This window comes from Wenyingzhuangia sp. 2_MG-2023 (assembly GCF_030548295.1).
Lineage (GTDB): Bacteria > Bacteroidota > Bacteroidia > Flavobacteriales > Flavobacteriaceae > Wenyingzhuangia.
Window position 1 is genome coordinate 713,623 of record NZ_JAUOSB010000001.1, and the last position, 24,958, is coordinate 738,580.

A 24,958-nucleotide genomic window follows, 5' to 3' on the forward strand; every position below is an offset into this window, starting at 1 on the left:
GCTATATTCAATGCTATGAATCTGAAAATCACCTTATTTCTAGGAGTGTATTTCGTGCACTTATTTTTAAATGCTCAAGACTTTAACTTTGCGGTAAAAAAAATACCTGATAGTTTACAAACCAAAGCAAATGCTGTGCTCCGGTATTGTAGAAATGAAATCATCATTCATGATGAAAAAGAGATAACACAAAATTTTTCCAAAGCAATTACTGTTTTAAATGAGGAGGGAGATCATTTCGTAGATGCATATACATTTTACAGTAACGACTCTAAAATAAGTAAAATAGAAGCAGTAATTTACAACGCCCAAGGCTTTGAAATTCGAAAATATAAAAAGAAAGATTTTATAGACCAAAGTGCAACTTCAGGATTTTATTCCGATCATAGAGTTAAATATTTAAGATTTACACCAAGATCTTATCCTTATACAGTTCAATTTCAATACACTTTCAAAACTGAATCTACAGCATTTATTCCTAGTTGGATGCCTATTGAAGACTATTCTATAAGTGTACAGTCTAAAGAAGTGATTGTTAAGAATGAAAACAACTTACACCTAAAGGTTACAGAAAACAATTTAGAAAATTTTTCTGTACAGAACTTATCAAGTGGTACTACCATTCGTTACAAATTAGAAAATCAAAAGGCTGTAAAACGAGAAAGTTATAGTCCGTCTTTTAACAAAATTTATCCTTTGGTAAAATTTAATTTAGACAAATTTACACTCAAAGGTTATACGAGCAATGCTATCAATAACTGGAAGGATTTTGGAAAATGGATTCGAAATTATTTGTATGAGAGTCAATTAGAGTTGAGTCCAGAAACAATAAATACGATTAGAGATTTGGTTAAGAATGAAACAGATCCATTACAAAAAGCCAAACTAGTTTATGAATTTATGCAGAACAAAACTAGATATGTGTTTGTGGGGATTGGTATTGGTGGATGGCAACCTACAAAAGCAAGTGATGTTGATAGATTAGGGTATGGAGACTGTAAAGGCTTGTCTAACTATACCAAAGCATTGTTAGATGCAGTTGGAATTGAATCTAATTGGGTGATTTTATACGCTAATGAAAAGAGAGATTTTGATAAAGATTTTAATGGCCTGCAGGGTAATCATATGATTTTAAATCTTCCTAAATTAAATAAAGGAGAAGATGTTTGGTTAGAATGTACCAGCCAGTCATTGCCTTTTGGCTTTTTAGGAGATTTTACAGATGATAGAGAGGTGCTTGTTTTGGAAAAAGAAGGAGGAGTGTTAAAACACACGCCAAAATATTTGGATAAAAACAACAAAAGACAAATTGTAGGAGTTGTAAACATTGATGATAATGGAAATTTAAGTGCAAATTTATCCATTGGCTCTACAGGGATTTTGTACGGCGATACCTATAGGATAGAAACACATACAAAAAAAGAATTAGATAAATTTTACAAATCTTCACGTTGGTATTATAACAACAATGTTACCATTGACAATGTTAGTTTTGAAAATAAAAAAGACAGCCGTTCTTTTCATGAAAACATACAATTAAGATTAGGTGAATATGGAACAGTGTTAGGAGAGGAAATGATTTTAAGAATAAATGCGTTTTCAATGTTTAAAGCTTCTGCTAAAAAAGAAACTTATAGAAAATTACCACTTAAAATAAAAAGCGGTTTCAATCAGACAGATTCTTTGCAAATACAATTGCCAGAAAACTACAGTATTACAAGACTCCCTCCACAAAAAATAATTAAAAATAAGTTTGGTGTTTATGAAATTCTGGTTTCTAAAATAGATGATAAAACACTAAAATATACTAGACATTTTTATGTAAAAGAAGGAGAGTATGTTAAAGAGGATTACAATGTGTATTGTGATTTTATCAAGGAGGTTAAAAAGTACGATAATTTAAAAATTGCTATAAAAAACAAATTATGAAAAAGAAGTTTTTTTTATTAATGACAGCAATCGTATGTACAATAAATGCGGTAGCCCAAAATTATAAATTTGGAAAAGTGTCAAAAGAAGAATTGAGAGAAAAATTTTATCCTTTAGATAGTACGGCAGAAGCAGCTTATTTGTATAAAAACGAGTATGTAACTTTTAACTACAATCAACAACAGGGCATTTTTGAAAAAACAATAGAGTTCCATGCCAGAATTAAAATTTACAATAAAGATGGATTTAAGTATGGAAATCAAGCTATCCATTTTTACAATCCCGACAATGGGTCTTCAGAGAGGATTTATAGAATTAAAGCAACTACTTACAATTTGAAAGGGAAAAAAATAGACGAACAGGATGTAGATAAAGATGATATCTATACAGAAAAAGCAACAAAGTATTATAGTTATAGAAAAATTGCTTTTCCGAACATCAAAGAAGGATCTATTATTGAATTAAAATATACGCTTATATCTAAGTATTGGGACATTCCTTTGTTTAGAGTTCAAGAGGATGTTCCTATCAAAAAAATAATGTACACTACAGTTGTTCCAGAATATTTTAAATTTAAAAAGTCAACAAAAGGTTATTATTCTATTACTCCAAAAGTAGAATGGTTGAATGATAACATCACTTTAACATCTGTTTCAGGGGCTGCTTATTTTACATCAGACGTGAATCATAATGTAATTTCTTATCAAAAAGAAAAAACCTCTTTTGAATCTGAAAATATTCCAGCATTAAAAGATGATGAACCTTATACTAGTAATTATGCGGATTATAGAGGAGTGGTGAGCCATGAATTGGATTATATCCGATTTCCTAACAGTCCGCTTAAAAAGTATTCTAGTAGTTGGGAAAGTGTTTGTAACAAATTACATGAGTCACAAAATTTTGGAAAACAATTAGAAAAAACATCTTATTTTAAAGATGATTTAAAAACTGTTTTGGAAGGTAATGACACGGAGGTAGAGAAAATGAATGCTATTTTTAGTTTTGTAAAGTCTAAAATTAGATGGAACAATTACTACAGTTTGTATACCAATCAAGGGTTGCGAAAAGCTTACAAAACAGGAGAAGGAAATATTTCTGAAGTAAATTTGCTATTGGTGTCTATGTTGAGGGCTTCGGGCTTGAAAGCATATCCTATATTGTTAAGCACCAAGAGCAACGGAACGCCTTTGTTCCCAACCTTAGAGGGATTGAATTATGTAATTGCAGGTGTTAAAAATGAGCAAGGAAAAATTTTGTTGTTAGATGCTAGTGAACCATACAATGCTGTTAATGTGCTGCCAACCAGAGCTTTGAATTGGGAAGGTAGAATGATGATTGGAGATAGAGAAAACATAGCCATTCCGTTAATTCCTAAAGTAAAATCAGAAGAATTGAGTATGGTAAGTGTTGTTTTTGATGAAAATTTTAATATTACGGGCTCTATACAAACTAAATTGACTCGTAAAAAGGCTTTAGATTTTAGAGAAAAATACAATAGATTAAGTGATGAAAAACTAAAATCTAAGTTAGGTTCTAAATACGGTGTGAGTATTTCTTCGTGTGAAATAACTAACAAAAATAAAGTATCTGCTCCAGTAGTTTTTTCAGGGAAATTAATAGCAAATAATCAAATTGAAACTATTAACGGGAAAAAATACATCAATCCTTTGTTGTTTTTAAAAGAAACTACCAATCCGTTTAAATTAGAGAAAAGAAAATATCCAGTTGATTTTGTGACACCATATAAGGAAGTAATCAATGTGTTTTTTAACATCCCAAAAGGGTATAAAGTTGTTTCTATGCCTACAAGCTCAAAAGCAGTAATGTCTAACAATTTGGGAAGTTATATGTATTTGATTAACCAAATGGGGAATAGAATTAGTATTATGTTTGTAAAAGAGTTTAGTACTAACATTATTGGTGTAAACCAATATGATGAGCTAAGAGGATTGTACAGAGCAATGATTTCTAAAAACAAAGAGAAAATAGTATTAGAGAAAATAGTTCTTTAAGTGAGTTTTCCCAAAGAATTTCCTTCTTGATTTGTGTGATTTGACGTTTTAGAATTTCCTACAATTTGAGAAGTATATATTCCTGTGTGACCAGAAAACAAATAAGCGGTTACACAGGCAATAGCAATGTAAATACCACCATCCATACCAAACAATTCTATGCCCATAAATGTACAAGCAATAGGAGTGTTGGTGGCTCCAGAAAATACCGCTACAAAGCCCATACCTGCTAACAAACTAATTGGTAATGGAACAATTAGAGATAAAGCACTTCCTAAAGTGGCTCCAATAAAAAACAAGGGAGTAACTTCTCCACCTTTAAATCCAAAAGCAATACAAAAGGTTGTTAATAGAATTTTAATAGCAAAATCATAAGGATTCATGGTTGTGGTAAAAGATTCTAAAATGGTAGGAATTCCCAAACCAATGTACTTTGTTCCGATAAAATAAACCAAAATTGCAATAATCAATCCACCAGCAACAGGTCGCAAAGGAGGATAGGAGATGTGTTTAGAAAACTTACCGAAAAATCGAACTCCTTTGGAAAAAAACGTACTAACAATACCGAATAGAATTCCAGCCAGAATAGAGTAGAAAAAATTAAGAATACTCATTTTAGGTACCAAATCTATATGATAATGTGTATGTGGAACTTGCATATAATGCGCAACTTCTCTAGAGATAAAATCAGAAATAACAGCAACTAACAAACAAGGAACAATGGCATTGTAGTTTACCTTTCCAATCAATAAAACTTCCAAGGCAAAAATGGCTCCTGCTAATGGAGTTCCAAACAAACCAGCAAAACCACTACTGATTCCCATCAAAATAATGACTTTTCTATCGATTTTGTTCAATTTAAACCAGCCTGAAAATTGATCGGCAATAGCTCCTCCTATTTGAACAGCGGTTCCTTCTCTACCAACTGAGGCTCCAAATAAATGAGAAACCACGGTTCCAATAAATATAAAAGGTGCCATTTTAAAAGGAATAATATCTTTTGGACTGTTTAATTCTTCCAACAACTGATTATTTCCTTTAGCTACAGATTGCCCGTAATAATGATATAAAAGCCCTACCATCAACCCTCCAATGGGCAATAGCCAAATAATGGCTGTATTCGCTTCTCTATAATATGTAGACCAGTTTAAAGAAGCCAACAAAGCAGCAGAAGCTATCCCAACAATCACTCCTATAACCACCGAAAAACCAAGCCACTTTAAAAATTCTTGACTAATAGAGATATAGTTGTTTAGAGAGGGGATACGATAGCTTTTCATGTATGAATTTAGAATTGTTTCCCGACACTAATTCCAAATCTAGGAACAAACTGACGAGACATTTTAGAATTGAAAAGGTTTCTACCCACACCTACATTAAATTCAAAAACATAACCGTTTGTAGATACGTGTCTTCCTCCTCCTCCAATTCCTAAAGCAAAATCAGAGTAGTTTTTTTTGTCAGAAGTAGTAATTCCCATGTCGTCTGTTGTGCTTTTATCTTTTTCTCCAAAATTTAAAGTTCCAAACAATTCTCCAAAAAACTCAAAACCTTTAGATTCTGATAAAAATTGACGAAAATAAGGTGTGATTTGAAAGTTTTCATTGTATCTAAAATCTGCGTTTTTAGGTTCAAAATTAATGAACATAGAAACCCCAATCGCAGCTTCATCATTCAGCTGATTTTCATAAGAAATATCTAAAGTTCTAAATACCAATATGTCTAATAAATCTAATTTTAGCTGATTGTTTTGAGCAGTCAAACTCAAAGTGCTAAAAAGCACGATGATAAAAGATATTTTTTTCATGTTGTGAATTTTATGATTCAAAAATAGGGCATTTCTATGAGCTTGCCTAATTGGTTTTTAAAAGTTAGCTCGCAATTGTACACTTCCAATATGAATGGTGTTACTAGCGGTGTTTTTTCTTCCGTTGTAATTCAAACTCAAGTCTAAAATTTGAGTCAGTTTTTTTTGAAGAGTAATAGACCAAGTGTAGTTTCTGTCAGGTTGTAATCCTTCTAGAATTCTATAAGAAGCAGGAGTGTTTAATGGTCCAGTGTAATTGTTTTCTATCAAATTAATACTAGCTAAAACAGAACCTTTGTCGCTGTTGTTATAGCTGTAGTTCAATCCAAAATCATGACTTTGCAAAGCTTCTAATCCCAATTCATTTTTTTCATTTCTATAGGTGTAAATGCTTTCAATTTTAGAGAATTCATCTTTTAGAAAACTGATAGATGGATTTATTTTCTGAGATTTGATAGTGAAATTTCTGCTAGAGAAGTTGATACTTGTGTTGGTGTTGGTAGAAAAATTTGCTGTAGAAGCAAGTATCCAAGAGCTCTGTATGTTGTGTTGAAAATTGATTTCATGCATTTTTAACTTAGATGTTTGCGAGTCTGTAGAAATACTTTGCGTGTTTTGATTGTTTTGAAAAGTATAAGTGGTGCTGTAATGTTGCAAGCCCCGATTGAAAAACAAACTAGAATTGATGTTTTGCTGCAAGCTCACTACTTTTTCATTTTCAACGTCTAAAGGATTGATATTGAATTTTTTTCCGTCTTTCAATTGATCTTTATCGATAAGAATGCTTGATTGATTAGAGAAATGAGACAGTAATTTTAACCACTTAGAATTATGGCTTTGAAATTGACCAAAAGTTACAAACAGAGATTGACTAAGTTTTGCTTTTTGTGTAGCAATTCTTACGGTGGTAGGCAATGCCAAACGTAGGTAATTGGCTTGATCTGTGAATTGCGCAATTTCAAATTCGTCAAAATCTTTTACACCGTTATTGTTCAAATCTCCTAAATAGGTATAATATCCTTGTCCAGGTTCTACTTCTATGTAGGTGTAGTTTTGTTGCGAGGTACTTCCCGAACTAGTTTCGTATAAGGTTACAAGCCTAAGAATATTTTGAAATAATTGTTGAGAATACTGGGTTCTAGCGTTGATAACATTTACGTCTTCTGCAAAAAAATGATGAACTTTTCGGTAGTTGGCATACGTAGTTAAATTGGTGTTTTTGTTTTTAATCCATTGATTTTCTATAGAATAATTTTGTGCGTTCTGAACTTTGGCCATCTTGTTATTTTTAACGCTGTCAATCTGAGTAAGATGATAACCAAATTTTGAATAAACTTTGGTAGAATCTCCAACTCCCAATTCCACTCCCCCCATGATGTATTTTTGATTGTTTTCATGCAGTATCTGAGTTTGTTCGTTTTCTTGATGATTGTTTTCATAAGAAAATAGAGCATCAACCCATGCTTTTTGAAAGTTGTATGTTGCGGAAGATTCATTTCTTACAAATACTCCTTTTTCTTGATCGTTTTTACTTGTCAAATAGCTACTGTTTGTGTTTATTTTTAGTTTGTTAAATTTATTTAAGGTGATTAAGTCATTTTTAAAACCCCTAAAAATGCTACCTAAATTTAGATATGCCGTATTGAACGTGATTTTTTGTGACAATTGTTTTTCCGTAACTAAGGTGTTTCTTAAATAAGTTTGATTCCCTAAAAAATTAGGGGTCAGATTAATGTCTATATTCCAGTCTCGGTTAAATTCGGCATTGTACAAACGTTCAATATTTTTAAAGTTTTTTTGAACAAAATCTAGATTTAAAACGTTGTAAGTTTTCCAGTTGGCATTGTTGAGTTGTTGTTGCCAAGTTAATGTTGTTGCCAATCCTTGATTGTTTTGGTCGTCTAAAGCAGAAAATAAATTTAGATCGTTATTGCTATAAGCTATTTCGGTATTGATAAAGGATTTTTCATTGAACTGATAGCCACTTTTTATCACGGCCATTTGTGTTTTGCTGGGAGCAATAAGTTGCGTAATAGGAGCATAACTTCCGTTATTATTACCAACATATTCATAAATATTCCCTGTAGCAACGGTTTCTTTTAAGGAATAATCTCCTTGTTGAGTACCTACAAAACTAAACGAAACATTGTAGAGTGTTTTTTCCTCATCGGTACTAAAACTAAAAATATTTTGATTGTCTTTGGTGTATTGAATTCTATTTTCATCATAGGTTGTTTGCTGTGCGCTCTCTCCATACATTTTGCTGGTATCGTTTCCTGCTTGTTGCAAAATGTTTTTTTGTTCAGTACTCAAATCCTGTTGAATAGGTTGGTTTTTTACATCGGTTTCATTGTAAAAATAAGTTCCGATGGTAAATTTTTCATTTTGATACTTTACACCATTGTGTGTTACAAAACGATTGTAATTTTGATCACTGTATTGAAAATCAACAATAATTCTTTGTGAAGAGTTGATGGGGAAAGTAGGATTGAAAGTAATCTCAGAGGTGTTATAGTCAATTACATAATCATGTTGTTCTCCTCTTTTTAGCACAACTCCGTTTGCATAAACTGTTTCGCTACCAGAAATCACCACAATATTTTGTTCACCGTTGGATCCTAATAGAGCATACGGACCTTGGTTTCCTTCTTGAGGTTGAATGTTTTGAATGGTAAACTTTCCTCTTACCAAAGCACCAGAAGCTGTAATGTTTGTTTTTTGATCTCCATTGTCTAGTACAACATCTAGTTTGGCTCCATTAATTTTTTTGGTAAAGTTTAAAAAATAACTATCCTGATTACTCAAATCTACATCTCCTGCTTTGATATTCCATTTGTCGGTAAATAATTCTATAAAAACTCTATCAAATTCTCGAATATTTTGAGAAACTCCATTTTCTTGAATAGGCAGGTTGGAGTCTTTGATGCTTGCTCTAATTTTTAATTGCTCCGATAAATTTCCTGTAATTTGTAAATCCAATCCAGAGTTTAAAACAGAACCTTGTCCGTTTCCTACGGTAATTCCCCTAGTAATATTCCCGTATGTATTAACGTTTCCAAAAAAATCTGCTTTGCTGTATGTTTTTTTTAAGGAGTAAGTCTGAGCACTTGATGTGGCTTTGGGAATGATGATTTTTTTATTGAAAGGACTGTGGGTTTGTGTTAAAAAAGTAGGGTAATTAAAGTAACTAACCACGATTGTTTTTGGCTTTGAGCTGTAAAAATAAAGCTGTCCTTTTTGTGGGTTGACATAATATGAACTAGGAGAGATAAATTTTCCATCTACAGTTTTTACTTTAAAATTAACTGGACTGATGGCTACGTTTTCTAATTGTAGTGTGTCTTTGCTTGTAATGATGGTTTTTCGTACCCTATTTGTATTGATAATTTGCCCATAGGAAAAGCTACAGAAACAAAGAAAAATAATAAGTAGAAGGAATCCTTTCATTGGTAAACCAAAGTGTGTAGGACGAATTTAGTAAACTATTTCTCAATAAAAGGAAAAGCAACAGTTGCTGAAGTAGAATCCTTGTTATTTTTTACGTTCTACAACGTAATCTATCATGGTAAGTAAAGATTCTTTGTATTCTGATTCAGGATAAGTGTTTAAAATGTTCAAAGCAAGGTTTTTGTATTCGTTCATTTTTTCTATGGTGTACTCCAAACCACCATTTTTTTTCACAAATTCAATGACTTCTTTGACCCTTTTTTTATCAGTATTGTGATTTTTTACTGAATTGATTAGCCATTTGCGTTCTTTATTGGTGCATGTGTTTAAAGTGTTGATTAAAGGCAACGTCATTTTTTGTTCCTTAATATCAATTCCTGTAGGTTTTCCTATTTGCGCATCAGAATAATCAAACAAATCATCTTTAATTTGAAAAGCAATTCCTATATACTCTCCAAACTTTCTCATTTTTTCAACTTCTTCTTTACTGGCCCCTACAGATGCAGCTCCAATTCCACAACAAGCGGCAATCAATGTAGCGGTTTTTTGTCGAATAATTTCAAAATACACCTCTTCGGTAATGTCTAAACGTCTGGCTTTTTCTATTTGTAACAATTCCCCTTCACTCATTTCTCTAACTGCAATAGAAATGAGTTTTAAAATGTCAAAATCATCATTGTCAATACTTAATAACAAGCCTTTAGAAAGTAGAAAATCACCAACTAAAACGGCTATTTTGTTTTTCCACAAAGCATTTATAGAGAAGAATCCTCTACGTTTGTTGCTATCATCCACCACATCATCATGAACCAATGTAGCGGTGTGAATTAGTTCAATAATAGAAGCTCCTCTGTACGTTCTTTCGTTAAAATCTCCGTCAGAAACCATTTTGGCTACTAAGAACACAAACATCGGTCGCATTTGTTTTCCTTTTCTACGGACAATATAATGCGTAATACGATTTAACAACGGCACTTTGGTAGCCATGGCTTCTTTGAATTTGTCTTCAAAAGCGGCCATTTCAATGTGTATGGGTTGCTGAATGCGTTCTGTTATTTTCATGGTAAGGCTAATAAAAGTATAAACTTATTAAAAAGTTTTATTGTTGAGAAGTTTTTACACGCTCTGCAGCTTCCATTACTTTTGTTTTTAAGCTTTCTTTATAAGCAACAATTGTGTCTAATACAGCACTGTTGGTTGCTCCAATAATTTGAGCAGCCAAAATTCCTGCATTTTTAGCTCCGTTTAGCGCAACCGTTGCTACAGGTACACCTCCTGGCATTTGTAAAATAGATAAGATAGAATCCCAACCATCAATAGAATTGCTTGATTTTACAGGAACTCCAATTACGGGTAATGGACTCATACTCGCTACCATTCCTGGTAAATGAGCAGCACCTCCTGCTCCGGCAATAATAACAGAAATTCCTCTTTTGTGAGCGTTGTTAGAAAAATCTACTAATTTTTCTGGAGTTCTATGTGCAGAAACAATGTCTACTTCTACATCTATTTCAAATTCTTTTAAAATATCTATGGCTTGTTGCATTACTGGTAAATCTGAATCAGATCCCATTACGATAGCTACTTTCATGTGTTCGTTTTTTAAAGTAAAAGAAGAGATTAAAATAGAAAGGTGCTTTTTATATATCGCAAAATCCCTTTAATCTTTCTTATAAAATCTTTAGGTTTAATAGTTTATTTACTAATTACTTTTACAGTGTTTTTCACCAATTCTGCAGTTTTACGAGCAATATTGATGTCTTTATTTACAATAGTTACATGTCCCATTTTACGGAAAGGTTTGGTGATTTTTTTTCCATATAGATGAGGTGTTACACCGTCTATTTTTAAAATATCAATAATATTTTTATAAACAACTTCACCTTCATAACCTTCTGCACCAACTAGGTTTACCATGATTCCTGCCAATTTACTTTCGGTATTTCCTAACGGTAAATTTAAGATGGTACGCAAATGTTGCTCAAACTGACTTGTGTGTGATGCTTCTATGCTGTAATGACCACTGTTGTGTGTTCTTGGTGCCACTTCGTTAATAATGATGTCGTCACTTTCTGTTTGAAACATTTCTACAGCCAACAATCCTACATGTTTAAATGCATTGGCAACATCCATTGCAATTCTTCTTGCTTTGTTGGCTACTTTATCACTAATACGAGCAGGACAAATTACATATTCTACTTGGTTGGCTTCTGGATGAAATTCCATTTCTACCACAGGATATGTTTTTACTTTTCCATCAGCATTTCTAGCAACAATCACTGCCAATTCATTTTTGAAAGGAATCAATTGTTCTACAATGCACTCTGTGTCTGGTAAATTATTGATGTCATCAACAGAACGAACAATTTTTACACCCATTCCATCGTATCCAAATTGAGCCGATTTCCATACAAAAGGAAAATTAGTAAGGTTGGCCTCTTTTAGTTGTTTTACCGAATCAAAACGTTGATAAGGTGATGTAGGAATGTTGTTTTTTTTGTAAAAATCTTTTTGTTTTCCTTTGTGTTGAATGATTTCTATTACACTAGGTTGAGGATAGACTTTTATGCCTTCTTCTTCTAATTTGTACAACGCTTGTATGTTTACATGTTCAATTTCAATGGTAAGAACATCTACTTTTTTACCAAAATTGTATACATCATTGTAGTCTAATAGGTTTCCTAAAAAGAATTCATTACAGTAAGGTGCACAAGGAGCATCTTTAGAGCTGTCTAAAACGCACGTGTGTACGTCAAATTTTTGAGTTTCTGCCAATAGCATTCTTCCTAATTGACCTCCACCAAGTACTCCTAATTTAAAGTTAGAAGAAAAATAATTTTCCATGGAATTATATTTGGGGTCAAAAATACAAATATTGAGTTAATATAAGGTTTTAAAAATTAGTGATTCTTACTGCGTTTCCTTCTAAGATAGCGCTATACTGTCTTAATGAATAAGTTTGGCCGTTTACAGTTGCACTTGTGTTGTATTGTGTAAAGCTAATATCGTCATTGGCACAATTGTCACAACTCATTTTACCAGAAGTGTTTACACTCATAGATGCGGTACATTCCTCAGGGTCTATATAAGGACAAGTTAAGTCAAATGCTAAAAAATAATTGTTACCTAGGTTAAAAACAATAATTCCGTTTGCATTGTAGCCTTGACCTGTAATAATTGTATATCCTCCAACTCCTGTATTAGATATAAAGGTTGGGTCAAAAGGGTTTGTAGTTGTGTTTACAGCTGTGTAAGGAACCAGTGTTTTTTGTTGATTAAATTCTTGCTTGTTACATGCCGTCAAAAGAATCAATAAAAAAAAGAAAATTATTTTTTGAAACACAGTTAAGATAGATTGAAAAAATTATTATGTAAATATACAGCAATTTTTTGGCTTCCAAATAATTCTGTATATTTGTGTGAGTCTCATTTCCAAATGGTAATGGGATTTTTTATGTTATAAAATTTAGAGAAGATGAGTGAAGTATCGTACTATTCAGAAGAGGGATTTAAAAAGTTAAAAGAAGAGTTAGAATTTTTAGAGCAAGTGGAACGTCCTAGAGTTTCAAATGAAATTGCAGAAGCCAGAGATAAAGGAGATTTGAGTGAAAATGCAGAATACCATGCAGCTAAAGAAGAACAGTCTTTACTAGAATTAAAAATTGCGAAATTAAAGAATGTTGTCGCGGGAGCTCGTATTTTGGATGAGTCTCAAATGGACACGTCTAAAATATTGATTCATTCTAAAGTGACAATTAAAAATGTAGCGAATGGAATGGAGTTCAAATATACACTGGTGGCAGATTCTGAAACGGATATTCGTAATGGAAAATTGTCTGTAAACTCTCCTATTGGAAAAGGTTTGTTAGGGCATAAGTTGGGCGAAATAGCAGAAATTAAAGCTCCTAATGGAATTATGAAATTTGAAATTGTAGAAATTTCTAGATAGATTTTAGCTGTTTGAGCGGAGTTTTAAATTTAGTCAGTTTGTTTAAACACAGTTTGATAAATAATTCAATATTAAAAAGACATGAGTATTTTTACCAAAATTATAAACGGAGAAATTCCTTGTTATAAAGTAGCAGAGAACAAAGAATTTATTGCTTTTTTAGACATCAATCCTAATGCTGCTGGACATACCTTGGTGGTGCCTAAAAAAGAGGTTGATAAGTTGTTTGATTTGGATGATGATCTGTACATCAAGTTGTTTGAGTACTCTAAAAAAATTGCAATAGCTATAGAAAAAGCTATTGCTTGTGAGCGAGTAGGGCTGTCAGTTATTGGTTTGGAAGTGCCACATGTACACGTGCATTTGATTCCGTTAAACTCTATGGCAGATGCTACTTTTGGTAAAAAAGAGAAGCTAACTCCAGAAGAATTTAAAGCAATTGCAGAAAATATTTCGAGTTATTTGTAAACGAATTTTATAAGTAAAACAACAACTCCATCAAATTTTGATGGAGTTGTTGTTTTTTAGAAGAATTACTTTTTTTTCGGAATGTTAATCTGAATAGTAGTACCTGTATTTTTTTGTGATTGTTTTACAAATATTTTTCCGTTGTGGTATTGAGTGATGATCCTTTTAGTTAAAGACAAACCAAGACCCCAGCCTCTTTCTTTGGTTGTAAATCCAGGTTCAAATATTTTTCTATGTAAGTTTTTAGGAATTCCTTTTCCTGTATCAGTAATCAAAATTTGAATATCAGTTGATGTTTCTTTTAGTGAAATGTCTATTACCCCTCTTCCTTGCATTGCATCTATGGCATTTTTAATCAAGTTTTCTAACACCCAACCAAACAAATCTTTGTTAAGTTTAACGAGAATTTCTTGTTGAGGTTGCGTATAATTGAAGAGGATGTTTTTAGAACTTCGGACTTTAAAATAAGCAATTGTTTTTTCTATGAGTATAGAAGGATTAGAAATTGTACGCGTAGGTTGTGAGCCTATTTTAGAAAAACGATTGGCAATCACGCTCAAATGTTCTACATCTTTTTCAATTTCATCTACATAAGTTTGGTCAATAGCTTCTGTTCTTAAAATTGCTACCCAGCCCAATAATGATGACAAAGGAGTTCCTATTTGATGAGCAGTCTCTTTAGCCAATCCACTCCAAAGCTTGTTTTTATCAGAAACAGATGAGGCGGTAAAAACAGTGTAGAGAATAATTAAGAAGATGATAAAAATAAAAATCAAGGCCAATGGATAAAATCGAAGTCTTTCTAAAATTTCTGAATTGGAATAATAGATGTATTGATTTTTATTTTCGGAAATGTTGATTTCTATAGGCGTGTGAAGTCTTTTCATCTCCTTTAATTTTTTGGAGAGTACTTTTTCTTGATTGCTTTTTTTGTAGGTAATATTCTGATCTAACAAAATTTCTCCCTCTCCATTGGTTACAATCATTGGAATGGTTTTGTTGTTCTCAATTATTTTTACCAATAAACTAATGTCATCTTCAGTCTTGGCTTTGTTAAACTGAAAATAAGCATCTGCTAAAATTTCCATTTTAATTTCTTCCTGCTGTTTGAAACTTTCAAAAAATTGATAGGTGTTCCATAAAATGGCACTAACAATTCCGATGGCAATTACCAGCAACATTTTTTTTGATTTGATCAAACGGAAAAATACATTCATAAAAGAACTATAGATTGATAGGCGTTTTTGAACCTCTGTCGTACATAACAATGCTGCCGGCTACAGCTACATTTATACTTAGAGTTGTGTTAAATTTAACTAAAAAATGTGATTTTTCAATAGCATCTTTAGACAAACCGTGGTCTTCTGCTCCTAGTAAGTACACGCATCTTTTAGGGTGTTTAAAAGTTTCTAGAGAAACCGCTTTCTCGTCCAATTCTACACCTACCAAAACAGCACTTTTGGGCAAATGTTTGTAAAATTCTTCAAAAGTATCGTAATGGTAATAAGGCATTGCACCTACTGCTTTGTGTGTGTCGCAGGCTTGTTTTGCATATCTATTACCAATGGTGTAAATGAAACTAGCCCCCATGTTTTGGGCGGATCTCCATAAAACACCTAGGTTTTCGGGTGTTTTTCCATTGTAGATTCCAATACCAAAATAACCTTGCTCTAAATTGTTAATCATGTTTAAATTTGTCTTTGTAAATAGAGGGTAATGATACGTTAAAGTATACAGCTCCTAAGCGTATTAAAATAATAAAAAAGATGGGGATGATTTGTAAATAAGGATTTGGAATTTTACAGTTCATTAAAATGATATATAGCAATCCTCCTAAAATACTTGCAGTTGCATAAATTTCTTTTTTAAACACTACGGGTATTTTGTTAACAACGACATCTCTTAAAACACCTCCAAAAACACCTGTTACCGTTCCTAATATGATACAAATTAGATAATCTAAGTTGTTTTCTAAGCCAATTTGTACTCCTGTAATGGTAAATAAGCCAAGTCCTAAAGCATCGTAAAAAAACATAGGTTTGTCAAAAAAGTTCAAGTTGCTTTTAAAAATCATGGCAACAATGCTTCCTAAAAACACAGCATAAAGAATAGAGGTGTTGTATAACCAAAAAATTTCCCTATCAATTAAAATATCTCTTAGCGTTCCTCCTCCAACAGCAGTGATGAAGGAAACAATTAAAACTCCAAAAGGATCTAGTTTTCGTTTCATAGCAATTAAAGCTCCAGAAACTGCAAAAACAAAAGAACCAGAAATGTTGATGTATTCTATAATGGTGATCATGTTTATTTTCCTATTAACATTCTTTTGATTTCGTTCAATTTCATCAAAGCTTCTACGGGAGTCAAATTATTAATGTCCGTAGCTAAAATTTCATCTTTTATGTTTTCTAACAAAGGATCGTCTAGTTGGAAAAAACTCAACTGAAAATCATCTTCTTGTGTAGCGTTTTCAATTTTTGCTTTGTTGTTTTCCAGTCCGTGACTGTTTTCCAATTGCTTTAGCATTTTATTGGCTCTGTGAATTACAGCTTGGGGCATTCCTGCCAATTTTGCTACGTGTATTCCAAAACTATGCTCGCTGCCACCAGTTGTTAATTTACGTAAGAAAATCACTTTGTCTTTTAATTCTTTTACCGATACATTAAAGTTTTTAATTCTAGAAAACGTACCAGACATGTCATTCAATTCATGATAATGTGTGGCGAATAAGGTTTTTGCCTGACTTGGATGTTCATGTAAATATTCTGCAATGGCCCAAGCAATAGAAATTCCGTCATAAGTACTAGTTCCACGTCCAATTTCATCCAATAAAATCAAACTGCGTTCGGATACGTTGTTTAGAATGCTGGCTGTTTCGTTCATTTCTACCATAAAAGTAGATTCTCCCATAGAAATATTATCACTGGCTCCAACTCGGGTAAAAATTTTGTCAACCACTCCAATTCTGGCTTGTTCTGCGGGTACGTAACTTCCCATTTGAGCTAATAAAACAATCAATGCTGTTTGTCTTAAAATAGCCGATTTACCAGACATGTTGGGTCCGGTAATCATAATAATTTGTTGTTGATTTCTGTTAAGAACAATGTCGTTAGCAATATATTCTTCGCCAAAGGCTAATTGTTTTTCAATTACAGGATGACGACCGTTTTTAATTTCAATTTCGGTAGTTTCATCAATAATAGGTCTAGTGTAGCAGTTGCTCATGGCCAAAGTGGCAAAACCACACAAACAGTCAAGTTGTGCAATTAAATTTGCGTTTAGTTGAATGGGTTGAATATAATCCATTAAAAAACCAATCAGCTGAGCAAATAACTGTTGCTCTAAAAGGCCTATTTTTTCTTCGGCACCTAAAATTTTAGTTTCGTATTCTTTTAACTCTTCAGTAATGTATCGTTCGGCATTTACCAAAGTTTGTTTGCGAATCCAATCCTCAGGAACTTTGTCTTTGTGTGTGTTTCTAACCTCAATATAATAACCAAATACGTTGTTAAAGGCTATTTTTAAGGTGGTAATTCCTGTTCTTGCAATTTCTCTTTGCAACAAATTATCTAAATATTCTTTTCCTGAATTGGAGATGTTTCTCAATTCATCCAATTCTTTAGAAACACCACTTGCAATTGCATTTCCTTTGTTGATGCTTACGGGAGCATCGTTTACCAGTGTGGTGGCAATTTTTTCTCGTAACAACGTACAATCTTGCAATTGTTCTCCAATGGTTTTTAAGGTGATGTTGTCACTTGCTTCTGCTGCAGTTTTTATGGGGATAATAGCATCCAAAGATTGTTTTAGATACACGACTTCTCTTGGATTGATTTTTTGAGTGGCTACTTTAGAAATCAAACGTTCTATATCGCTTATTTGTTTGATTTGATATTCCGTGGTTTTGTAAAAATCATCATGATTCATAAAGTAATTCACTACTTCATGTCTCTTGGTAATTTGAGTACCTTCTTTTAAAGGCAAAGCCAACCAACGTTTTAACAAACGACTTCCCATAGGAGAATTGGTTTGATCAATAATGCTTAGCAACGTTACTGCATTTTCGTTTGTAGAATGGTACAATTCCAAATTACGAACGGTAAACCTATCCATCCAAACATATTCGTTTTCATGAATACGTTGGATACTTGTGATGTGTTTTAGTTGGTTGTGTTGCGTTTCTGATAAATAATACAAAATGGCTCCAGAAGAAATAATTCCTTCGGATAAGTTTTCTACACCATAACCTTTTAGAGAATTGACCTTAAAATGATTTAGCAAACTTTCTGTGGTAAATTCAATTTGAAAAACCCAATCGTCTAAATAAAAAGTATGGAATCGTTCTCCAAATGTCTCGTTGAACAAGACTTTGTTTTTTTTCTCGACTAAAATTTCGCTTGGCAAAAAGTTTTGCAACAATTTGTCTATGTAATTTTCATCTCCCTGAGCAACCAAAAATTCCCCAGTAGAAATGTCTAAAAATGAAACCCCTAAATTCTTTTTGCCAAAATGGATTGCCGCTAAAAAGTTGTTGTTTTTAGATTGTAAAACTTCGTCATTCAATGCAACTCCAGGAGTTACCAATTCAGTAACACCACGTTTTACAATGGTTTTGGTCATTTTAGGATCTTCTAACTGATCACAAATAGCCACACGCAAACCTGACTTTACTAATTTGGGCAAATAGGTGTTTAGAGAATGATGTGGAAATCCTGCCAGAGCAGTTTCAGAATCGCTACCAGCACCACGTTTGGTAAGTGTAATGTTTAAAACCTGAGCAGCTTTTACGGCATCAGATCCAAAAGTTTCGTAAAAATCACCTACTCTAAATAGCAACATTGCATCAGGATATTTGGTCTTGATGCCGTTGTATTGTTTCATTAAAGGAGTTTCTTTTTTTGCTTTGGTTTTGGACACAGGATTTGTTTTTGGGTTTCTTAGCGAAAATAATTTTTTTTAAAGGGATGGATGAAAAATCACCCAAAAAGTTATCAAGGTTCTATTGACAATTTTCTTGTGTTGTTATAGAAATACCCTAATTTTGGCAATTCTTAAAGGAATGAAGATGCGCAAATTAAAAAATACAGAATTGAATCGATTGGATGTTGAAACATTTAAGTTGACAGAAAAAACACCGTTGATTGTTATTCTAGATAATATTAGAAGTTTGAACAATATTGGATCTGTTTTTAGAACTAGTGATGCTTTTGCTATTGAGAAAATTTATTTGTGCGGAATTACAGCCGTTCCACCCAACAAAGAAATTCACAAAACAGCTTTGGGAGCTACCGAATCTGTAGATTGGGAATACGTGGAAGATACGTTAACTTTAGTAGAGAAGTTAAAATCTGAAGGAATTGTAACCGCAGCTATAGAACAAGCAGAGAAAAGTGTAAAGCTTCAGAACTTTAATGTGAAATCTGTAGAAAAGTATGCTATTGTAATGGGGAATGAGGTGAAAGGTGTTCAGCAGGAAGTAGTGGATGCTTGTGATTATTGTATAGAAATTCCACAGTTTGGAACCAAACATTCTTTAAATATTTCGGTAACCACAGGAATTGTACTTTGGGATTTGTTTAAACAATTCCGTTATTAATCAATACTAAATTTTCTCCAATCTTTCTAGTTCTGGTTTGTAACATTTTTTTTCATAAGGTTAAAATTTAAAGTTGATACCAGAAGAAATACCAAAAAGGTAAGGAGTATTGCTGCTTTTGCTAAAGGTTTGCGTTTGGAGTTTAAAAGTTGGGTTTACGTTTAGAAACCATTTTTCCGAAAAATGATATTCTATGTCTGTACCAATATTCAAACTAAAATTGATACTGTTCAAATTGGTGGCTTCTCCTTCAGAATATGAAAATCCATTGCTTTCTATTTCTAGATTATTCTCTGTTAAAAATAGTGTGCTAAAACCTCCAACTACATAAAAAGAAAGTTGATTGGTTTGGTACAATCCATAATTTGCTTCCATAGGAATTTCTATATAACCAAAACGTTGTTCTAATTCGTTGTTTTGAGTGCTTGATTTTGCCAATTCATCATTTAGAGTCACAATTTGAGATGTTAATGAATTTGCATTTTGATCAAATGATGAATCGCTACTTTCAATAAGTTTAGGAGATGAGTTTTGAAAACTAGAAATTTTAATAACACCTGAAAGTGCATTGTTGTTGGTTGTTTGTAGCATGGTAATTCTATGTATTCCAGTTTTTATTTTTATCTTTTTTGAAACTTGATAAGCTACATTAAATCCATAGGCAGTGGTTCTTTGTCCTGTTTTTTCGGCATCGTCTAAGCGTGGATCTACAGTGGATTTGTCGGAAAAAGAACCATATACGTATTGAGAAATCATTGGGGCAATACTCCAAAAATTTCTAAAAGAATCTTTTTGGTCATGCTGTTCTTCTAGAGGATTTTTAGCCAACAATTCCTTTTCTAAGTTTTTTTTCTGAGTACCAAGAACAGTGTCTGTAATTGAAGGTTTGCTAATTGCTGTTATTAGTTTCTTGTCTTTGATGCTGGAAACAGGTGTATGTTTTTCATTCGTTCCAACCACTGTAAATTCTGTTTTTTTTGTTTGGGTTTTAGAGTTGTAAATGCTTGCTAAAGTAGGTTGTGTTTGTTGCTGTTTTACTTCTTTCTTTTTAGGAGAAAATGTCTGTTTCTTTTCAGATGTAGCAACAACTGTGTTTTTTACAATTGTTTTTTTGTTTGTAGGTGTTTTGTTGTTGTTCTCTTGATTTGTTTCTGAGGTATTTTTGTTGTTAACAGTATTTGTAGAATCTTGCTTTTTAGAAGATTGCTCTGTAGTTTCTTTTTTAGAAGCTATCAATTCTTTGGGATGAGGTTGATAAAGGAACAATCCCAGTAAAAACAATGCAGCAACAGTAGCTCCAGAAAAACACCAATAAATAACTTTTCTTTTGGATTTTTTTTGAGTGATTAAAGAATTTTCAATTTTATTCCACACAGCAGGATTGGGATTCATTTCTAAATCCTTTAATTTTTCTCGATACAATTTTTCTAAATTTTTAGAACTCATCATAAAAAGTGTTTAAGTTTTGCTGTTGGCTTTGAGTCAATTCTTTTTTTAACAAAACCTTTGCTCTAGACAGGTTTGATTTTGAAGTTCCTTCTGAGATTTCCAACATATTTCCTATTTCTTTGTGAGAATAGCCGTCTAAAATATACAGGTTGAAAACCAGCCTATATCTATTGGGTAAATTCTGTATGCCGTTTAACAATGTTTCTAGTTTAATGGTTTCATCATCAATGTCTAAGGTGTCTACTTCTTCAATAGATTCTTCGTTGATCAATGGGAAAACTTTGTCTTTTCTGTATTTTTCTAAGGCGGTATTGATCATAATTCGTTTCATCCATCCTTCAAAAGAACCTTGATGTTTGAATTGGTTTATTTTTTTAAATATGGTTAAAAACCCATCGTGTAAATTGTCTTCGGCTTCTTGTGTGTTTTTAGAATATTTGTAACAAATTGCATAAAGTTTAGGTGCGTACAATTCGTACAAAGTTGCTTGAGCTTTGGAATTGTTCTTTTGGCATTTCTTTATGATTTCGTTGATATTCATACCAAGTCAGACAGGTTTTTAAATCTATAAATTTAGATTTATTGTTCGTCTTCTTCTAAGACTGGCACTATAATTTCGTCATAAACATCTTCATTGTCATCATCTTTTCCTTTCCAAATTTTAAAAATATAATCTTCTTTTTGAGCGGCAGTAATTTTAAAAGTTTGTTCTTCTTCTCTTGTTTCTTCAGTGCACTCAGATTCATCGTCTACATAGGCTACTATGGCTACGGTTCTAATAGAATCATTGGTTTTGTAATACAGGTTGTCAAAATAGTAGCAACTATTTGGCATGGTGTATTTAAAGGTAATGTCATATTCTTCATTATAATCAAATGTGCTCGGAAATATTGCTTCGTCTATGGGTAAATATTCTATGTGAAATTTTGAAAAATTATCATCATCAGAACATGAAAATAAAAATAAAGTCAATAAGCTTGCTAATAAAAGGCGTTTCATATGAGGTATGTTTTAGAGTTATAAATAATTACTAATTGTTAGATGTACAGAGAGAGCAATGGTTGCGTTGACCTTGTGTTTTTATGTTTTAAGAGACAACTTAATTTCTGACAACGCTTATTACTTTCAAAAACAAATCGTTGAATATGTCTAGTAAATACAAAGCATAGATGGTGACAAAAGTTGATAACAAACGGATCATGATAATTCTTTTCTTTTTAGATGTAGAATTTCTGAAAGGGTTGCGTATGAGTGAAAAAATAAAAATTATTTTGTTTGAATTAAAATGGGAATCATATACGTAGATGTAACAGGAATGCCTCTTTTTTGTGCAGGATTTACAGGGTCAAGTTCATGAATAATTTCTTGAACCTTGTTGGTTAAGTCTGGAAAATACAGTTGCAATGTATCACTTACTTTTATCTTATTGCATTTGAAATACCCTTCTTTATCAATAGTAAAATGGATGAGTAAAGTGTCAGAAATGATGTAGGTAGATTTCAATTTTAAATTTTGAACACGATCGTTTATTTTTTGATGCAAGGTGTTTTCAAAACATATTTTTCCTTTCTGATGATTTAACAAGGCATCGCAGTTTTTAAATTGTGGAAACTGATCTACTTGCGAAAAATCAATAAAATCTTTATTGCTTGTTTTTTCTAAAAACCATGCAGATGTCACGGAGTTTATCTTTTCGCAAGAGAAAAAAGACAGCGCAATAAATAAAATAAGTAGTTTTTTCATATAAGGATGAAATCGGAAAATCCAAAAATACATTTTTTTAAGAAGATTGATGTATCTTGCTTTAAAAGAAAGATTCACATGGATTATATCTTATTGTTTATAGGCTTTTTTCTAATGATAGGTGGTATTGTTGGTTCCTTTTTACCCATTGTACCTGGACCACCTACAGGTTGGATTGGTTTGTTGTTGTTACACCTCACCGAAAAAGTTCCTACAGATTGGACTTTTTTAGGAATTACTTTAGCAGTTGCCATTTTGGTGACTATTGCAGATTATATAATTCCTGCGTTGGGAACTAAAAAATTTGGAGGTAGCAAATATGGTGTGTGGGGTTCTACTATTGGTTTGGTGGTTGGTTTAATTTTTACTCCAGTAGGGATGGTTTTAGGATTGTTTCTGGGAGCTCTTATAGGTGAGTTGATCAACGATGGAAAAGATTTGAAAAAAGCATTTAGAGCTTCTTTAGGGTCGGTGATAGGTTTCTTTTTCTCTACGGGAATCAAGTTTATTGTAGGAATTGTGTTCTTGGTTTATTTTATAAAACATTTTTTAATTTACAAATCAGAATTTTTTGCGTGGCTATAGCCTTAAACAAAAAAAGCAACCCTATAGGGAAGCTTTCCATTGGTAATTAAACCCTAAAACTACAAGTGTAGTTCTACAACAACAGTACAAATGTACTTAAAATATTTAGGAATTTTATTCATTTAAGAACAAACATTGATACTTCATTTTAAATTCTTCATTAAAACCACCTATTTCATTATCTTTGCGGGCTAAGAATTAACGCATTATAATTTAAAAAGTACCAGCATGCAATTATCAGAACAAGAAATTGTAAGAAGAGAAAAGCTTGACAAATTAAGAGCTTTAGGAATCAACCCATATCCTGCAGATTTATTTCCTGTAGACATATACTCTAAACAAATTAAGGAAGGATACGAAGAAGGAAAGAAAGTAGTAATTGCTGGGCGTTTGATGCGAAAGAAGATCCAAGGGAAAGCTTCGTTTGCAGAGTTGCAAGATGCAGAAGGAAGAATTCAAATCTATTTTAACAGAGATGAAATTTGTCCAGGAGAAGACAAAACCATGTACAACGATGTCTTTAAAAAACTATTGGATTTAGGAGATTTTATTGGAGTAGAAGGAGAGTTGTTTAAAACGCAAGTAGGAGAAATTTCTGTAATGGTTCGCGATTTTAAATTGCTGAGCAAGGCTCTTAAGCCTTTGCCATTGCCAAAAACAGATGCCGAAGGAAATACATATGATGAGTTTAACGATCCAGAATTGCGTTACCGTCAGCGATATGCAGATTTGGTTGTAAACCCACAAGTAAAAGAGGTGTTTGTAAAACGTACCAAGTTGTTCAACGCAATGCGTCAGTTTTTTAACGATAAAGGATATTTTGAAGTTGAAACTCCCGTTTTGCAACCTATTGCAGGTGGAGCATCTGCAAGACCGTTTATGACACATCACAATTCGCTAGACATTCCATTATATATGCGTATAGCAAATGAATTGTACTTAAAACGTTTGATTGTTGGTGGTTTTGATGGAGTGTATGAGTTTTCTAAAAATTTCCGAAATGAGGGAATGGACAGAACGCACAATCCTGAATTTACTGCTATGGAAATTTACGTAGCTTACAAGGACTACAATTGGATGATGACTTTTACAGAAAATCTGTTAGAGCATTGTGCATTGGCGGTTAACGGAACTACAGATGTGGTTTTTGGAGAACACCAAGTAAGTTTTAAAGCTCCGTTTGCAAGAGTAACCATGGCAGATTCTATCAAACACTTTACAGGTTTTGATATTACTGGTAAAAATGAAGATGAGCTAAGAGCAGGAGCAAAAGAAATGGGTATTGAAATAGACGATACCATGGGGAAAGGAAAGTTGATTGACGAAATGTTTGGTGAAAAATGTGAAGGAAACTACATTCAGCCAACGTTTATTACTGATTATCCAAAAGAAATGTCTCCTTTGTGTAAAGAACACAGAGACAATCCTGAATTAACAGAACGTTTTGAGTTGATGATTTGTGGTAAAGAAGTAGCCAATGCTTATTCTGAGTTGAATGACCCAATTGATCAAAGAGAACGTTTTGAAGCACAATTAAAATTAGCAGAAAGAGGTGACGATGAAGCATCTAACTTTATTGATGAAGATTTCTTACGTGCTTTAGAATACGGTATGCCACCAACGTCTGGTTTGGGAATTGGAATGGATCGTCTGATTATGTATTTAACCAACAATCAATCTATTCAAGAAGTATTGTTCTTTCCTCAAATGAGACCTGAGAAAAAAGCTCCTTCTGTAGAATTAACAGAAAATGAAAAAGTGATTTTAGACATTCTTCAAAAAGAAGCTAAAATGGACATTTCGGCACTAAAAACAGCTGCTGGTTTGAGCGGTAAAGGTTGGGATAAAGGAATGAAAGGTCTTAGCAATCACAAACTGATCAAGGTAGAAGTAGATGGAGATGTGAAAAATGTAGTGTTACAAGAACTGTAAATTATTTTAAAGAAAAATATGGAGCCTATTACAAATTTGTA

Annotated in this window: 22 protein-coding genes; 7 read left to right on the forward strand and 15 right to left on the reverse strand. The window is 32.6% G+C overall.

Annotated features, from left to right (window positions below; all coding sequences use genetic code 11):
• Positions 1-15 precede the first annotated feature (15 nt).
• Positions 16-1,929, forward strand: a complete 1,914-nt coding sequence (locus Q4548_RS02845) for a DUF3857 domain-containing transglutaminase family protein (RefSeq protein ID WP_303451258.1) — start codon at positions 16-18, stop codon at positions 1,927-1,929.
• Positions 1,926-3,941, forward strand: coding sequence for a DUF3857 domain-containing protein (locus Q4548_RS02850; protein WP_303451259.1), 2,016 nt, complete (start codon positions 1,926-1,928; stop codon positions 3,939-3,941). The genes Q4548_RS02845 and Q4548_RS02850 overlap by 4 nt, the downstream gene beginning before the upstream one ends.
• Here Q4548_RS02850 and Q4548_RS02855 read toward each other — a convergent pair.
• The 7 genes from Q4548_RS02855 to Q4548_RS02885 form a co-directional block, all read right to left on the reverse strand.
• The gene (locus Q4548_RS02855) at positions 3,938-5,221 is read right to left on the reverse strand and encodes a voltage-gated chloride channel family protein (RefSeq protein ID WP_303451261.1); all 1,284 of its coding nucleotides are present in this window, start codon (positions 5,219-5,221) and stop codon (positions 3,938-3,940) included. The two genes, Q4548_RS02850 and Q4548_RS02855, sit on opposite strands and share 4 nt — an antisense overlap.
• 8 nt (positions 5,222-5,229) lie before the next feature.
• Positions 5,230-5,748: a DUF3575 domain-containing protein gene (locus Q4548_RS02860; RefSeq protein ID WP_303451263.1), complete on the reverse strand. Its 519-nt coding sequence runs from the start codon at positions 5,746-5,748 to the stop codon at positions 5,230-5,232.
• A gap of 57 nt (positions 5,749-5,805) precedes the next feature.
• On the reverse strand, positions 5,806-9,195 hold the full coding sequence (locus tag Q4548_RS02865; protein WP_303451265.1) for a hypothetical protein: 3,390 nt from the start codon (positions 9,193-9,195) through the stop codon (positions 5,806-5,808).
• A gap of 84 nt (positions 9,196-9,279) precedes the next feature.
• The gene (locus tag Q4548_RS02870; RefSeq protein WP_303451267.1) at positions 9,280-10,257 is read right to left on the reverse strand and encodes a polyprenyl synthetase family protein; all 978 of its coding nucleotides are present in this window, start codon (positions 10,255-10,257) and stop codon (positions 9,280-9,282) included.
• A gap of 37 nt (positions 10,258-10,294) precedes the next feature.
• The gene (purE, locus tag Q4548_RS02875; RefSeq protein WP_303451268.1) at positions 10,295-10,786 is read right to left on the reverse strand and encodes a 5-(carboxyamino)imidazole ribonucleotide mutase; all 492 of its coding nucleotides are present in this window, start codon (positions 10,784-10,786) and stop codon (positions 10,295-10,297) included.
• A gap of 104 nt (positions 10,787-10,890) precedes the next feature.
• Positions 10,891-12,039 (reverse strand): 5-(carboxyamino)imidazole ribonucleotide synthase, encoded by a 1,149-nt coding sequence (locus Q4548_RS02880; RefSeq protein ID WP_303451269.1) that lies wholly within the window; start codon positions 12,037-12,039, stop codon positions 10,891-10,893.
• A gap of 49 nt (positions 12,040-12,088) precedes the next feature.
• On the reverse strand, positions 12,089-12,538 hold the full coding sequence (locus tag Q4548_RS02885; RefSeq protein ID WP_303451270.1) for a hypothetical protein: 450 nt from the start codon (positions 12,536-12,538) through the stop codon (positions 12,089-12,091).
• Between the two features lie 132 nt (positions 12,539-12,670).
• Here Q4548_RS02885 and greA point away from each other — a divergent pair, with 132 nt between their 5' ends.
• Complete coding sequence (gene greA, locus Q4548_RS02890) at positions 12,671-13,144, forward strand: transcription elongation factor GreA (protein ID WP_303451272.1); 474 nt, start codon at positions 12,671-12,673, stop codon at positions 13,142-13,144.
• An 81-nt stretch (positions 13,145-13,225) separates the two neighbouring features.
• Positions 13,226-13,612, forward strand: a complete 387-nt coding sequence (locus Q4548_RS02895) for an HIT family protein (protein ID WP_303451275.1) — start codon at positions 13,226-13,228, stop codon at positions 13,610-13,612.
• A gap of 65 nt (positions 13,613-13,677) precedes the next feature.
• On the opposite strand, the gene Q4548_RS02900 is transcribed toward Q4548_RS02895, so the two are convergent.
• From Q4548_RS02900 to mutS, 4 genes are read right to left on the reverse strand one after another with little or no spacing between them, the layout of a single operon-like run.
• Positions 13,678-14,829 carry a PAS domain-containing sensor histidine kinase gene (locus Q4548_RS02900; protein ID WP_303451278.1) on the reverse strand — a complete coding sequence of 384 codons (1,152 nt, stop codon included), beginning with the start codon at positions 14,827-14,829 and terminating at the stop codon, positions 13,678-13,680.
• Positions 14,830-14,836: 7 nt separating this feature from the next.
• Positions 14,837-15,298, reverse strand: a complete 462-nt coding sequence (locus Q4548_RS02905; RefSeq protein ID WP_303451280.1) for an RNA methyltransferase — start codon at positions 15,296-15,298, stop codon at positions 14,837-14,839.
• Positions 15,291-15,914, reverse strand: coding sequence for a trimeric intracellular cation channel family protein (locus tag Q4548_RS02910; RefSeq protein ID WP_303451281.1), 624 nt, complete (start codon positions 15,912-15,914; stop codon positions 15,291-15,293). The genes Q4548_RS02905 and Q4548_RS02910 overlap by 8 nt, the downstream gene beginning before the upstream one ends.
• Positions 15,915-15,916: 2 nt before the next feature.
• Positions 15,917-18,493, reverse strand: a complete 2,577-nt coding sequence (gene mutS / locus Q4548_RS02915; protein WP_303451555.1) for a DNA mismatch repair protein MutS — start codon at positions 18,491-18,493, stop codon at positions 15,917-15,919.
• A 184-nt stretch (positions 18,494-18,677) separates the two neighbouring features.
• Between mutS and Q4548_RS02920 the strand changes: the two genes are divergently transcribed.
• Positions 18,678-19,208, forward strand: a complete 531-nt coding sequence (locus Q4548_RS02920) for an RNA methyltransferase (protein WP_303451283.1) — start codon at positions 18,678-18,680, stop codon at positions 19,206-19,208.
• 60 nt (positions 19,209-19,268) lie between these two features.
• On the opposite strand, the gene Q4548_RS02925 is transcribed toward Q4548_RS02920, so the two are convergent.
• The 4 genes from Q4548_RS02925 to Q4548_RS02940 form a co-directional block, all read right to left on the reverse strand.
• The gene (locus Q4548_RS02925) at positions 19,269-20,654 is read right to left on the reverse strand and encodes an outer membrane beta-barrel protein (protein WP_303451286.1); all 1,386 of its coding nucleotides are present in this window, start codon (positions 20,652-20,654) and stop codon (positions 19,269-19,271) included.
• On the reverse strand, positions 20,644-21,198 hold the full coding sequence (locus Q4548_RS02930; protein ID WP_303451288.1) for an RNA polymerase sigma factor: 555 nt from the start codon (positions 21,196-21,198) through the stop codon (positions 20,644-20,646). The genes Q4548_RS02925 and Q4548_RS02930 overlap by 11 nt, the downstream gene beginning before the upstream one ends.
• A gap of 38 nt (positions 21,199-21,236) precedes the next feature.
• Positions 21,237-21,656: a hypothetical protein gene (locus tag Q4548_RS02935; protein WP_303451291.1), complete on the reverse strand. Its 420-nt coding sequence runs from the start codon at positions 21,654-21,656 to the stop codon at positions 21,237-21,239.
• A gap of 267 nt (positions 21,657-21,923) precedes the next feature.
• A complete protein-coding gene (locus tag Q4548_RS02940; RefSeq protein ID WP_303451293.1) occupies positions 21,924-22,433 on the reverse strand; it encodes a hypothetical protein in 510 nt (169 codons plus the stop codon).
• 45 nt (positions 22,434-22,478) lie between these two features.
• On the opposite strand from Q4548_RS02940, the gene Q4548_RS02945 reads away from it, so the two are divergent.
• Together Q4548_RS02945 and lysS are read left to right on the forward strand one after the other, a co-directional pair.
• Positions 22,479-22,985, forward strand: a complete 507-nt coding sequence (locus Q4548_RS02945) for a DUF456 domain-containing protein (protein WP_303451295.1) — start codon at positions 22,479-22,481, stop codon at positions 22,983-22,985.
• A gap of 228 nt (positions 22,986-23,213) precedes the next feature.
• Entirely contained in the window at positions 23,214-24,917 is a 1,704-nt protein-coding gene (lysS, locus tag Q4548_RS02950) for a lysine--tRNA ligase (RefSeq protein ID WP_303451297.1), read from the forward strand.
• The last annotated feature ends 41 nt before the right edge of the window (positions 24,918-24,958 follow it).